This is a genomic window from Brevundimonas sp. Leaf363 (assembly GCF_001424025.1).
Lineage (GTDB): Bacteria > Pseudomonadota > Alphaproteobacteria > Caulobacterales > Caulobacteraceae > Brevundimonas.
Genome location: NZ_LMPZ01000001.1, coordinates 89,953 through 102,763, shown reverse-complemented (window position 1 = coordinate 102,763; position 12,811 = coordinate 89,953). Strand labels below are relative to the sequence as shown.

At 68.3% G+C, this 12,811-nt stretch carries 10 protein-coding genes; 9 read left to right on the top strand and 1 reads right to left on the bottom strand.

Annotated features, from left to right (window positions below; all coding sequences use genetic code 11):
- Window positions 1–39 precede the first annotated feature (39 nt).
- From ASG17_RS00505 to ASG17_RS00475, 7 genes are all read left to right on the top strand, one after another.
- Window positions 40–792, top strand: a complete 753-nt coding sequence (locus ASG17_RS00505; protein ID WP_162238757.1) for a cytidylyltransferase domain-containing protein — start codon at window positions 40–42, stop codon at window positions 790–792.
- A 13-nt stretch (window positions 793–805) separates the two neighbouring features.
- Window positions 806–1,942 carry a hypothetical protein gene (locus tag ASG17_RS00500; protein ID WP_056097968.1) on the top strand — a complete coding sequence of 379 codons (1,137 nt, stop codon included), beginning with the start codon at window positions 806–808 and terminating at the stop codon, window positions 1,940–1,942.
- A 50-nt stretch (window positions 1,943–1,992) separates the two neighbouring features.
- On the top strand, window positions 1,993–3,057 hold the full coding sequence (locus ASG17_RS00495; protein WP_082496033.1) for a GSCFA domain-containing protein: 1,065 nt from the start codon (window positions 1,993–1,995) through the stop codon (window positions 3,055–3,057).
- Complete coding sequence (locus ASG17_RS15610) at window positions 3,054–3,935, top strand: hypothetical protein (protein WP_056097965.1); 882 nt, start codon at window positions 3,054–3,056, stop codon at window positions 3,933–3,935. Before ASG17_RS00495 ends, ASG17_RS15610 begins: the two co-directional genes overlap by 4 nt.
- Window positions 3,932–4,969 carry a hypothetical protein gene (locus ASG17_RS00485; protein WP_056097964.1) on the top strand — a complete coding sequence of 346 codons (1,038 nt, stop codon included), beginning with the start codon at window positions 3,932–3,934 and terminating at the stop codon, window positions 4,967–4,969. Before ASG17_RS15610 ends, ASG17_RS00485 begins: the two co-directional genes overlap by 4 nt.
- Window positions 4,966–5,754, top strand: coding sequence for a CatB-related O-acetyltransferase (locus ASG17_RS15985; protein WP_056097962.1), 789 nt, complete (start codon window positions 4,966–4,968; stop codon window positions 5,752–5,754). Before ASG17_RS00485 ends, ASG17_RS15985 begins: the two co-directional genes overlap by 4 nt.
- Window positions 5,755–5,821: 67 nt before the next feature.
- On the top strand, window positions 5,822–6,562 hold the full coding sequence (locus ASG17_RS00475) for a 3-deoxy-manno-octulosonate cytidylyltransferase (RefSeq protein WP_056097960.1): 741 nt from the start codon (window positions 5,822–5,824) through the stop codon (window positions 6,560–6,562).
- On the opposite strand, the gene ASG17_RS00470 is transcribed toward ASG17_RS00475, so the two are convergent.
- Window positions 6,559–7,974 (bottom strand): hypothetical protein, encoded by a 1,416-nt coding sequence (locus tag ASG17_RS00470; protein WP_056097958.1) that lies wholly within the window; start codon window positions 7,972–7,974, stop codon window positions 6,559–6,561. The genes ASG17_RS00475 and ASG17_RS00470 overlap by 4 nt on opposite strands.
- Window positions 7,975–8,162: 188 nt before the next feature.
- On the opposite strand from ASG17_RS00470, the gene ASG17_RS00465 reads away from it, so the two are divergent.
- Both ASG17_RS00465 and ASG17_RS00460 read left to right on the top strand, forming a co-directional pair.
- Window positions 8,163–10,586: a hypothetical protein gene (locus ASG17_RS00465; protein ID WP_156367678.1), complete on the top strand. Its 2,424-nt coding sequence runs from the start codon at window positions 8,163–8,165 to the stop codon at window positions 10,584–10,586.
- A gap of 66 nt (window positions 10,587–10,652) precedes the next feature.
- A complete protein-coding gene (locus tag ASG17_RS00460) occupies window positions 10,653–12,773 on the top strand; it encodes a prolyl oligopeptidase family protein (protein WP_056098882.1) in 2,121 nt (706 codons plus the stop codon).
- The last annotated feature ends 38 nt before the right edge of the window (window positions 12,774–12,811 follow it).

The window sequence follows — 12,811 nt, the reverse complement described above, 5'->3', positions numbered from 1 at the left end:
CCCTGCCGCCCGGTTGACGGCTTCCCGATGGATCGCCCGATGACGGTGGTCGCGGCGCTGATGATCGGCCGGGGCGGAAGCTCGCTGCCGGACAAGAACATCCTGCCGGTGCTGGGCCATCCCCTGCTGCACTGGACGGCGGCGGCGGCGCGGCGCAGCCGCTATGTCAGCCGCTTCTACGTCTCCAGCGACGACGACAAGATCCTGAGCGCGGCGGGCGAGGCCGGCTATCAGCCCATCGTGCGCCCGCCTGAACTGGCCAGCGCGACGGCCCAGAGCTGCGACGCGGTGCGGCATGCGCTGGACATCATCGAGAAGGATGGTGCGGTCGACGTGCTGGTGGTCCAGCACGCCAACGTCGGCATGATCACCGAGGACGTCATCGACGCCTGCATCGACAAGCTGCTGGCCCATCCGCACCTGTCGTCGGTGGTGCCCAGCCACCAGAACCCCGAATACCACCCGATGCGGGCCAAGCGGTTGCTGCCCGATGGGTCGCTGGTCAACTTCGCCACCGGCGACGGCCCCGCCAGCGCCAACCGCCAGGACCTGCCGACGGCGGTCTTCTTCGACCACTCGTTCTGGGTGCTGCGCGGGCGATCGGCCGTGTTCGACATGAACGGTCAGCCGCCGTGGCCGTGCATGGGGTCCACCATCGGCGTCTACGAGACCGAAGGCTGCCTGGACGTCCACTCGCTGGAAGACCTGGAAAGCACCGCCCGCTGGCTGGAGGCGCATCATGTGCCCCGGCCTGACTTCACCCGGCCCGCCTTCGCCGCCCAGGCAGACTGAGACCCCCGTCCCGATGCCCGCCGAAAAAGCCAAGCCCGCACCTGTCGTGGTGAGCCATCCGTTCACCGCGCCCTTCGGCTGGGTCCGCCGCGGCCGCCCGCAGGTGGCGATCCAGGGGCCGCGCGACGTCCCCGAGACCGAAATCCGCTTCGTTCTGTTCAGGGGCAAGGCCAAGGCCGGCGTCATCTCGCTGATGTGGCCGACCGACTTCGCCTTCAGGAACGAGAAGCAGCCGGACGAGGGCGTCTCGACCCTGGACGCCTTCTCCTCGTTCAAGCCGATCAGCGCCATCCAGCCCGAGCTGGGCGGCGAGCCGGTGCCGACGGGTCGGGGCTGGGTGCTGACGCGGATGTACGCCGCCTCGCAGAAGGAGTTCGTGCGCCACTTCTTCCGGCGGCGGAACCGGACGCAGGACCGCGAGACGCAGCTGTTCGCGACCAACCAGATCCTGGAGCACTACACCAAGAACCAGTCGCACCGCAGCGTGGCGGCCGTGATCCAGGGCTACCGCGCCATGGACCTGGGCGATCTGAACGCCCAGAAGGCCGCCGCCCGGCATCTGGCCGCCGAGATCAAGGCGGCGCCGAAGATGGAGCTGACGGGCGATCCGCGTACGGACCGCGAGCATCTGACCGTCTCGATGAGCTTCACCCTGTGGCAGCTGTATCTGTCGGCCGGCAATGCGCGCGGCTTCATGGAGACGCTGGACCAGACGGTCGCGTATCTGAAGTCGGTCGACATGCCCTTCCCGGGCATCATCCTGAACGGCTGCTCGACCATCTTCGTGCGCGCCTATCTGCACTTCATCCAGGGCGAGGTCGAAGAGGCGCGCGCGCTGGTGAACTTCAACGCCGAGTTCTACTGCAAGCACCTGCCGCGCCTGCCGCGCAAGGCGATCTGGTTCAAGGAGAACACCCACTCCCTGGATTGCGTGGCGCTGGGCCTGCAGATGATGGAGCGGCTGCACGACGGGCTGAAGCCGCTGGGCTCCACCACCGTGATCCAGGCGGCCAACCGGGTGAACTATCCGCCGGCGGTGGCGGTGCTGGATACGCAGTTCAGCCGGTTCTGCCGGGGCGTACGGAAATCCCGGAAAGCCGCGACGGACGCCGGCGCCGAGACGGCGGCGGAACCCGCGTCGGTTGATTGACAAGATCGCCTGGGCGAACCTAAGCCCAGAGGCGGGGAGACGTGTCGCGCATGGCGGACAATCCATACAAATCCATGCCGGACCGCCAGTTCTGGCGTCGCGGCGTCGAGGGCTGGTCCGAAGGGACCTACAAGAACCTCTACATCCCGCGCTTCCCGATCACCCGGAAGACGCGCATCTCCACCGCCGGCAGCTGTTTCGCCCAGAACATCGGGCGTGAGCTGCGCGCCCGGAAATACAACTACCAGGACTTCGAGCCGTCGCCGGTGCCCCGGCTGGACCTGAAGACCTATGGCTACGGCCTGTTCTCGGGCCGCTACGGCAACATCTACACCTCGCGCCAATTCTATCAGATGTGCCGTCGGGCGACCGGCCGGTTCAAGCCGAGCCAGGACATCTGGGAAAAGGACGGCCGCTTCTACGATCCCTTCCGCCCGTCGATCGAGCCCAACGGCTTCGGGTCGGCCGAGGAGTTGCGGACCGTGCGCGACAGCCATTTCCGCGCCGTGCGCAAGATGGTGAAGAAGTCCGACGTGATGGTCTTCACCCTGGGCCTGACCGAGATGTGGATGGATAGGGTGGACGGCGCCGCCTATCCGACCTGTCCGGGTACGGTGGCGGGCGAGTTCGATCCCGAACGCCACGTCTTCAAGAACCTGAGCTTCGGCGAGATCCTGGAGGACATGGAGGCGACCATGGCCTGGATGCGCAAGCACAATCCGAACCTCAAATTCCTGCTGACGGTGTCGCCGGTGCCGCTGGCGGCCACGGCCGAGGACCAGCACGTCGCGGTCTCGACCACCTATTCCAAGAGCGTGCTGCGGGCCGTCGCGGGCGAGCTTCGGGCGCGACACGACTACGTCGACTACTTCCCCAGCTATGAGATCATCACCGCGCCGATGAGCCGGGGCGCCCATTACGAAAGCGGCATGCGCGAGGTCTCGATGGACGGCGTGGCCAATGTGATGCGCTGCTTCTTCGAGGCGCACGGGGACTTCAGGGGTCCGCCGTCGCCCAAGCTGGAGATGGCCGGATCGGCCGAATACGAAACCGCCGAGGCCAAGGAGATGGAAGTCATCTGCGACGAGGCCAAGCTGGATCCGGTGGTCGCATGACCAGGGCGCCCGCGAAGACGCCGGCGGCCAAGAAGGCGCCGGCCAGGACGTCGCCGGCGAAGGCGGCCGCCAAGCCCGCCGCCGCGCGCAAGCCTGTCGAGCGGGGCAAGGTCGTCATCATCGGCGACTCGCACACCCTGGCCTACGCCGAAGCCTATACCAGCGAACCGTCGGCCTATGCCTCGCCGGCCGGCGGCCTGGGGATCGCCAAGCTGTTTCCGTTCAACACCTCGCTGCGGCCGTTCTACGTGCCGGAGGACGGGGGCGTCGCCTTCACTCACGAGGGCGCGCGCGAGACGATGACGGCGCTGATCGGCCGGACCGCCATCGTGCCGAACGACCCGCACGTCTATCTGCTGTCGCTGGGCGGCACGACGGTCTTTCTGCGGGCGCCGATCTGGAAGGCGTTCCGGCCGTGGCGGACCAGCCTGAAGACGACCCAGCCGCTGAGCGATGCGACGATGACGCAGGTCTCGCTGGACTACTTCAAACACGTCATCGACTTCTTCGCGGCGCTGAAAGCCATGGGCGTGAAGGTGGCCGCCGTGGAGGCGCCGCAGGTGCGCCGCGACGATCCGGCCGTCGAATACATCGGCGAGGCGGGGGTGCTCGAGATCACCCGCCTGTGCCGCGGCGCCCTGTTCGAGGCGCTGGCCGATCTGGACGTGCCGGTGATCCGGGCGCCCAAGGAGGCCAGCGAGGACGACACTCATGCCCTGGACCAGGGCTTCCTGCGCCGCGAGCTGTGGAAGCGCGACCGCGCGCGCGACCACCACCACGCCAACGAGGCCTACGGCCGCATCCAGCTGCCACGCATGCTGGAACAGGCCGGCGTGCTGGCCAAGGCGACACGGCCCCGCGCGCGCAAGACGACGTGATCGCGCTGACGGCCGTCCGCGGCGTGATCCGGAAGGGCGCGCCGGAGGTGACGCTGAAGGGTGACCCCACCGCGGCGCCCTCGCCGGTGGTCTTCGCCGTGTTCCGGGGCGGCAAGCGGATCGCCGAACGTGTGCTGACCTGGCCCACCGACTTCGCCTTCGACGGCGAGCCGGGGGAGGGCCGGGCGCGCCTGCCTGACACAGCCGCGCTGGAGCCGTTCGCGGGAATCAAGCCCGAGGCCTCCGGCAAGGGCCTGAAGCGGGGGCCGGAGTGGCAGCTGGTGCGCTTGTTTCCCTCCACGCGCGCGGAGTTCGAGGCCGCCTGGTACAAGCGGAAAGGGCGGCTGCCCGATCGCGAGACCCTGCAGTTCTCGGCCCGGCAGGTCACCGCCCACTATCCGCTGGACGAGGCCGACCGCGCCATCGCGGCGGTGGTCCAGGGCTATGCCGCCATCGATCTGGCGGATGCCGGCCTGATGGAAGAGGCGGCCGGTGCGCTGCGCCGCCAGATCGACCGGATGGAGGGCGTGCCGGCGACCGGGTTGCTGCGCACCGACGGGGTGCACCAGACCGCGTCCATGTACATGGCCCTGTGGCAGGTGCTGCTGTCTCTCGGCCGGTTCGACGAGGTGGTAACCGCGCTGGACGACTACATCGCCCATCTGCGCACCCATCAGAGCCCGTTCGGGCGGGTGGTCTTCAACGGGTGTTGTTCGATGCTGCTGCGCACCGACATCCACGCCCGGCGCGGCGAGGTCGAGGCGGCGAGGGCGCTGGCCAGCGCGTGCGGTCGGTACTACGTCGAGAACATGCTGAACCTCGAACAGAAGAGCCAGTGGTTCAAGGAGACCCGGCGGGCGCACGACGCTTCGGGCATGGCGCTGGAGATCGTCGAGCGGCTCGAGGCGAAGAAGCCGGCGCTGAGCCCGGCCGTGGTGCTGGAGGCGGCGCACCGGCTGTTCGACCCCCGCGCGGCGGAGGCGTTGAGCCGGCGCTACGAGACCTTCTGCGCGGCGCAGAGGGCGGCGGCGTGAGCGATCCAGCCTATCCGCTGACCGTGCCGTTCACGGTCGACATCGAAAAGTTCTTTCGCAAGAACAATATCTTCCTGAAGCACCCCTACAAGATCGCCCGCGCCTACGGGCGGGATGAGGATGTGGTGCTGCGCGCACCGGTCCGCACCGAGCGATATTCGACCATGCCGCCCAGAGGCTTCCTGTCGATGGGCGCGTTTTCCTACTGCCGGTCCATCGGCCTGTCGGGGCCGGTCACCATCGGCCGGTACTGCAGCATCGCGGACGGTGTGTCGGTCATGGGCGCCTCGCACCCGACCGACTGGATCTCCACCAGCGTGATGGCCTACCGGCCCTATTCCGCCGCCTTCGCCGAGAAGGCGTTCGGCAAGACGATGAAGCACCCGCACTTCAGCGCCAAAGCCAAGGGTGTGACGATCGGCAACGATGTCTGGATCGGCCAGGATGTGCTGATCCGGGGCGGCGTGACCATCGGCGACGGCGCCATCGTCGCCGCCGGGGCGGTGGTGACCAAGGATGTTCCGGCCTACGCCATGGTCGGCGGGGTGCCGGCCCGCCTGATCCGGTATCGGTTCGGCGAACCGATGATCGAGCGTCTGAAGGCCTCGCAGTGGTGGCGCTATAACCTCGCCGACCTGGGCGACCTGCCCTTCAACAAGCCGGCCGCCTTCCTGAAGGGGCTGGAGACGCGGGTCGCGGCGGGCGAGGTGCAGCCGTTCGAGCCGGGCTGGGTCGATCTGGGGCCGTCGCTCAAGAAGCGGGCGCCCAAACCGCCCGCCGAGTGACCCCCGCGCCTTTCCATTTCGCGGCCCGGCCCCTAGGCTCGCCGATCACAGGATTTCGAGACCCCGTATGAAGATCGTCGCGGTGATCCCCGCCCGCTACGGCTCCTCCCGCTTCGAGGGCAAGCCGCTGGCCGACATCGCCGGCTCGCCCATGATCGCGTGGGTCTACAAGCGCGTGGCGCGCTCGTCGAAGATCGCCGAGGTCTATGTGGCGACCGACGACCAGCGGATCGCCGACGCCTGCCAGGCGCACGGTCTGAACTACATCATGACCTCGCCGGACCACCGCTCCTCGACGGCGCGGGTGCACGAGGTAGCCGAGCAGGTCCAGGCGGACCTCTACATCTGCATCAACGGCGACGAGCCGCTGATCGACCATCGCGACATCGAGGCGATCATCCCCGAGACGGCGCCGGGTACGGGCCTCTATGCGGCCAATCTGACCTGCAAGATGGGCAGCCCCGCCGAGGTGATCGACAGCACCAACATCAAGGTGGTGTTCGACGAGACAGGCCGCGCCATCTTCTTCTCGCGCAGCCCCATTCCCTATCCGAAGAGCGCGCTGCACTTCGATTATTTCAAGCACGTGGGCGTGCTGGCCTACAACAAGGCGGCGCTGGACTATTTCGTCGGCCGTTCGCGGGGGCCGATCGAGACGGTCGAGGACATCAACGAGCTGCGCTTCATCGAAGGTGGCGCGCCGTTGCAGATGGTGGTGGTCGAGCCGTCCAAGTCCCTGTCGGTCGATACGCCCAAGGACCTGCGCGAGATCATCGACATCGTCCGCGAGGGCGGCCTGACGCCCTAGGCGCGCGTTACATCGACCGAGATCGGGGCGCCCGGCGCGAAGCCGTCGATGTTGGCGGGGCCTTGGGCGCGGCCCCGGATCGAGACGGGGCCGTTCGTGCGGATGGTCGCGTCGCCGGAAACGGCGATCAGGTTCACCGCGTCGCCCCGGAAATCCACGTCGTCCAGGCGGATGTTTCCGATCTCGTACGTCGGCGAGACGAACTCGATGCCGACGAAGGCGCGCGCGTCGCGCACCGAGCCCCGGAACGACTTGATGTGGACGTTGTAGACGCCCGCCGGATCGCCGTCAGACCGCTCGTCGATCAGCAGCAGCGACTTGACCGTGTCCTGAATGTCGGCCCGCTCGACCGTCAGTCCATTGACGTCGTTCAGCTTGATGCCTGTCCAGCCGGAGGCGCGGCGCTTGTTTCCGCGCGCGGTCAGCTCGCCCACCCGGATGTTGCGGCCGTGGGTGATGCGCAGGACATCGGCGTTGCCGCTGAGGGGCTCTCCGCCGTCCTCGCTGTGCAGCCGATCGATCTGGATGTCCTCGGCGGCGAAACGCTGGAAGTTGGGATTGATCTTGAAGCCGCAGCCGCCCGGCTGGATCGCCTCCACGCCCTGGAAGCGCAGGCGCGCGCTGTTGCGCTGGGCGCCGCCGATGCGGATGGCGTGCTCGCCTGAATCGGCGATGCGGCAGGGGGCGAAGACGCCGTCGTGGCAACCGTTGATCAGGATGCCGTTGTGCCCCGGATGCTTGCTGCCGTTGGGCGAGCGGCCGGACACGGTCAGCGGGCCGATTTCGAACTGTTCGAGGTAGTCCAGTCGCAGCGCGCGGACATAGCCCTCGGCCTCGAACCGGCCGAGGCGGAAGTTGCGCTCAGGCTTGGCGGCGTCGACCTTGATGTGCAGGGGGCGGTCGACGAAGCGACTGCGGAAGGCGCCGATACGCACATCCTGGCCGGCGGAAATGACGCCGATCGTATCGGTCTGCTGGTCCGCCTCGATCTCGATGCGCTCGAACTGGCATCCCTTGCCGATGGTGGCGATGCGGAAGCCGGCCCGGCTGGCGCCCGAGATGGCGATCTTCAGCGCCTCCATGCGGACGCGTTCGCCCACCGCGACCAGGGTCTGGTTGCGGCCGGTCGCGTCGTCGCCCCGAAAGACGGCGCCGTCTCCGGTGGTCTGAAGGCCGTCGGGCAGGACCAGCCGGCTGACGCTGTATGTCGCCTGGGCGGACAGGTCGGCGGGTCGCCCGGCCCGCGCGGCGGCGGTGAACAGGGCGTTCAGCGCCTGGGTCGCGTCGCCGGTCGCATCGGCCCCGAAGGCCGCGGGGGTCAGGCTGTCGGGCGGCGGGCCCGCGCAGGCGGGCGCGGCGAAGGCGGCCAGGCTGACGCCCAGAAGGGTACGACGGGACAGAAGGACAGTCATGCGGGCTCCGCGAGCAGTCATGGCCGCATGAAGACCCGCGCGTGTGGCGGGGCAAAGGCGGTGCGGTGTCGCGCTCGCTTCAATTCTCCGGGCGGGCATACTAAGGCTGCGCTGCTCCGTGGCGGTTTCGCCAGACCCGCCATAGGCTTGGCGTCGCCGGGGCTTCGAGGATCTGGAGACGGCTTGGAATGACTATGGTGGCGTCGGAGGGACGGTCGGCGAGTGATCCGGCCCCCAATGCGATCGGCGCCTGGCGCGACGAGGCCTTCCTGGTTCGGGTGTTCGGACACGAAGGCGGTCTGGCCGAGGCCTATGCGCTGACCGAGACCGACAAGGCCGGGGCGGCGAAGGGCTCGGGCCAGAAGGCGGCCGCGCGCGCGATCACGGCGGCCGAGAGCGCCCAGCTGGACGTGCTGCAGGCCGCGCTGGACGAGGACACGACCGCCGAGCTGGCCCCCTGGACGGCCTGGCGCGACTTCGCGTTCGAGGCCGTGCCCGGCCGGGCCTATATCGGCATGACGCTGAGCCGGGCCGACACGGGCGAAGCGATGGTCTGGGCCAAGGGCGCCTGGCTGGACCCCCTGATGCCGCAGACGCAGCAGGCGTTCCTCGACTACTTCACCATCGCCACACGCCGGAATCTGGACCCGGAGACGGCCTTCCACATCAGCCGCCAGATCTACGCCTCCTGGGCCGAGACCGGCGAGCCGCCCTCGACGGAGCTGGCCGGCTACGTCATCAACTGCTTCGTGGTCTATCTCTACAAGGCCATCGAACTGGGCCGCCGTCCGGGCGACGCCAAGTTCGACAAGTACAAGGCCTATGCCTTCAAGGCGGTCGAGCAGCTGAACGAGGACGACCTCGGCGTTCGCCACGACAAGATCCACGTCTACGCCTCGATCCACACGGTGCTCTGGCACTGGTGCATCATCGACGGCGATTATCAGGGCGCCTACGACGCGGCCCTGGGCGTCTTCGACTATTACAAGCAGGTGGTCCACGAGCGGGAGCTGGCCCAGCCGGAGGGCTCGCCGGAGGTCAAGTTCCAGACCAACCGCGCCTTCAACTACGCCATCTCGATCCTGGTGCTGGGCGTCCTGCTGGCCGCGCAGAAGAAGCCCAAGTCGACCATCCGCATCTCGCGCACCAACATCGACGTCTTCCGCCGCGCCGTTCAGACCGGCACCAAGAACGTCACCTGGTACGCCGAACTGGCGGTGTCGCACGCCGCCGCCGCCGCCTGTCTGAACCTGGCCGACCGGGTGGAGAAGGGGACCGTCCCGATCAGCCACGGCTATCTGATGGACCTGATCTGGAACGCGCCGCGCATCAAGACGCCGGAGTTCTACGAAGCGACGTCGCAGATGATCCGCACCTATGCGGCGCGGTCCGGCGCCTTCACGCCCGATCCGATGCCGACGGTGGTGACGGCCGTGCGGGGTGTGGTCACGCCGGTCCCGAACAAATACCGCCACGGCATCATCGAGGCGGACCTGGAGTTCACCGGCCCCGCCCCCGAGCGGATCGAACTGCGCTTCCGCCATGCCGAGGGCTACGAGCGGGTCCAGGCCCCCGCCAGCACCTTCACGGTCGACGAAGAGGCCGGGATGGTGCGCCTGCGCTATCCGGTCGGGCCGGATACGGCGCCCTTCTCCGGCGTCCGCGTCTTCACCGCCGGCCCCGGCCAGAGGCTGGCCCGGGCGGTCCATGACGAGGAAGGCTGGCAGATCCACAGCCTGTTCTTCTTCAACCGGCGCGCCTTCGAACGCGGCTATTATGTCCGGCGCAAGCGCGGCAAGGACAACCACACCCTGCTGTTCGCCGCCGAGCAGCTGGCCGACAAGTACGACAGCTCCATGGCCCACCGGGCGGTCGTCGCGGTGGTCTACGCCTATCGGGCGCTGGAGGTGTGGGATGTCTTCCGGGCGCGCACGGCGCTGGAGAACATCGACCGGCTGATCAATCACAAGCGGCTGCTGGCCCTGCCGGCGACCATGCACATCCGCCAGGACCCCCGGCATCTGGTGCAGTCCATGCTGATGGCGCGCTGGCACCTGGCGGTCGCCCTGCTGGACGAAGGCGAGCTGCTGAAGACGGTCACCGACGCCTCGGTCTATGGCGAGGGTCACGTCCATCCGGGCATCCTGCACAGCTACAACTCGGTGCGGATGTCGATGATCGGCGCCTTCCTCTTGCGGAAGTACGGCCGCACCGAGGACGCCGTCGCCTCGACCCAGGCGGCGCGCCGTCTGTTCGACCGCGCCTTCGCCAACGAACAGTCCCACCCGAACAAGGAGTGGGGGATGCTGGACTTCGAGGTCGACCACACCCGCGAGGTGGTCGAGCGGCAGGAGCGCTGGGTCGCCGGCTGGGCCGAGGGCCGGGAGGCCGACGAGGAACAGGACGACGTGGTGCTGAAGGCCACGCGGCTGCTGGGCGAGGAAGGCCGCGAGAACCTGCGGCACAACTTCGGCCGCCTGGTCGGCCGGATCGCCAAGGCGCGCGAGAGCCAGCCCTTCGACATCCCCGACCTGCCCGCCCTGATCGAGGCCGAGATCGCGCCGCGCGAGGCGGCCGAGGCGGCGCGCCCTCTGGGCAAGCCGACCGCCTGACCCCATGTCCGCATCGACGACCGGAGTAAGCTTTTGATCCGACGCCTCGCCCTCGCCGCCCTTCTGATGACCGGAGCCGTTCCCGCCTTGGCCCAAAACACCCCCGCCCCCGCCGCCGCGGAGGGCTTTGCTCAGAGCGACGCGTCCGATCCCTATCTGTGGCTGGAAGAGGTCGAGGGCGAGCGGGCCATGGAATGGGTCCGGGCGCACAACGCGCGGTCGCTGGGCGTGCTGCAGGGGGATCCGCGCTACGAGACCCTGCACCAGCAGGCGCTGGCGCTGGTGGAATCGCGCGATCGGATCCCGTCGCCCGGCTTCAATCGTGACGGCACGATCGACAACTTCTGGCAGGACGCCGAGCACGTGCGCGGCATCTGGCGGCGCACGACGCTGGACAGCTATCGCACCGCGACGCCGACGTGGGAGACGATCCTGGACTTCGACGCCCTGTCGGCCGCCGAGGGCGCCAACTGGGTCTACAAGGGCACGACCTGCCTTTCGCCGGGCGAGCGGCTGTGCCTGGTCTATCTGTCGAACGGCGGCAAGGACGCCACCGAGGCGCGGGAATTCGACAGCGAGACCCGCACCTTCGTCGACGGCGGTTTCAGCCTGCCGGAATCCAAGGGCGGCGCCGCCTGGGTCGATAGCGACACCCTGCTGATCTCGCGTGATTTCGGCGAAGGAACACTGACGACCTCGGGCTATCCGATGGTGGTCAAGCGGCTGCGGCGCGGCCAGCCGGTGGACCAGGCCGAGACCCTGTTCACCGGCCAGCCGACCGACGTCTCCGTCAGCGCCTATGTACTGCGCGACGCCGACGGCGTGGCGAAGGCGACCTTCATCAACCGGGCGATCAACTTCTACGAGGCCGAGACCTGGCGGCTGAACGACGACGGCTCCACGACCCGGATGCCGCTGCCGCTGAAGTCGAACATCAACGCCCTGGTTCAGGGCAAGCTGGTCTTCACCACCGATCAGGACTGGACCGCGCCGTCGGGCCAGACCTTCCAGACCGGCGACGTGGTGGCCTACGACCTGGACGCCTGGCTGGCCGATCCGGCGGTTCAGGCGACCCTGGTGCTGCGCCCGACCGAGCGCGAGGCCATCGAGGGCATCACCGCCACCCGCAACCGGCTGGTCGTGGCGCTGTACGAAAACGTGCGCGGCGGCGTCTATGTCTATGACCCGGCCGACTGGAGCCGGACCCGCATGGACCTGCCCCAGAACGTCAGCGTCGGCCTGGGGTCGGCATCCGAGACCGACGACAAGATCTTCGTCAGCGTGACCGGCTATCTGAACCCGTCCAGCCTGTGGCTGACCGATCTGAGCACGGCCGCAGCGCCGGAACAGGTGAAATCCCTGCCGGCCAAGTTCGACGCCGAGGGCATGACCGTCGACCAGTTCCAGGCCCGCAGCGCCGACGGGACGATGGTGCCCTATTTCGTGGTCCACAAGGCCGACATGCCGATGGACGGGTCGAACGCGACGCTGCTGTACGGCTACGGCGGGTTCCAGAGCTCGCTGCTGCCCGGCTATTCGGCCACGGTCGGCAAGCTGTGGCTGGAGCGAGGCGGCGTCTACGTCATCGCCAATACGCGCGGCGGGGGCGAGTTCGGCCCGCGCTGGCACCAGGCGGCGCAGGGCCCCAACCGTCAGCGGGCGCACGAGGACTTCCAGGCCGTGGCTCTGGACCTGACCGCGCGCAACATCACCTCGCAGCCGCATCTGGGGATCATGGGCGGCAGTCAGGGCGGCCTGTTCATGGGGGCGATGCTGACCCAGCGCCCGGACCTGATCAACGGCGCGGTCATCCAGGTGCCGCTGTTCGACATGTTCCGTTTCAACAAGCTGCTGGCCGGCGCCAGCTGGCAGGGCGAATACGGCAATCCGGACATTCCGGCCGAGCGGGCCTGGATCGCGGAATATTCGCCGTACCAGCGACTGGCGGCCGGCCAGCCCTATCCGGAAGTCTTCATCCACACCTCGACCAAGGACGACCGCGTCCACCCCGGACATGCCAGGAAGGCGGCCGCGCGGCTTGAGGAGCTGGGCTATCCGGTGCTGTTCTATGAGAACACCGACGGCGGCCACGCGGCCGGCGCCAACCTGCGCGAAACGGCCCGCCGCATCGCGCTGGAATACACCTATCTGACGCGCAGGCTGATGGATCAGCCGGCGCAGGAGTAGACCTTAGATCCTCCCCCGTCCTTTACGGGGGAGGGGGA

Coding starts and splice junctions, on each gene's coding strand:
- ASG17_RS00465 (WP_156367678.1), top strand. CDS start 8,163: ATGACTATGGTGGCGTCGGAGGGACGGTCGGCGAGTGATCCGGCCCCC.
- ASG17_RS15610 (WP_056097965.1), top strand. CDS start 3,054: ATGACCAGGGCGCCCGCGAAGACGCCGGCGGCCAAGAAGGCGCCGGCC.
- ASG17_RS00470 (WP_056097958.1), bottom strand. CDS start 7,974: ATGACTGTCCTTCTGTCCCGTCGTACCCTTCTGGGCGTCAGCCTGGCC.
- ASG17_RS00475 (WP_056097960.1), top strand. CDS start 5,822: ATGAAGATCGTCGCGGTGATCCCCGCCCGCTACGGCTCCTCCCGCTTC.
- ASG17_RS00495 (WP_082496033.1), top strand. CDS start 1,993: ATGGCGGACAATCCATACAAATCCATGCCGGACCGCCAGTTCTGGCGT.
- ASG17_RS00505 (WP_162238757.1), top strand. CDS start 40: ATGACGGTGGTCGCGGCGCTGATGATCGGCCGGGGCGGAAGCTCGCTG.
- ASG17_RS00500 (WP_056097968.1), top strand. CDS start 806: ATGCCCGCCGAAAAAGCCAAGCCCGCACCTGTCGTGGTGAGCCATCCG.
- ASG17_RS00460 (WP_056098882.1), top strand. CDS start 10,653: ATGACCGGAGCCGTTCCCGCCTTGGCCCAAAACACCCCCGCCCCCGCC.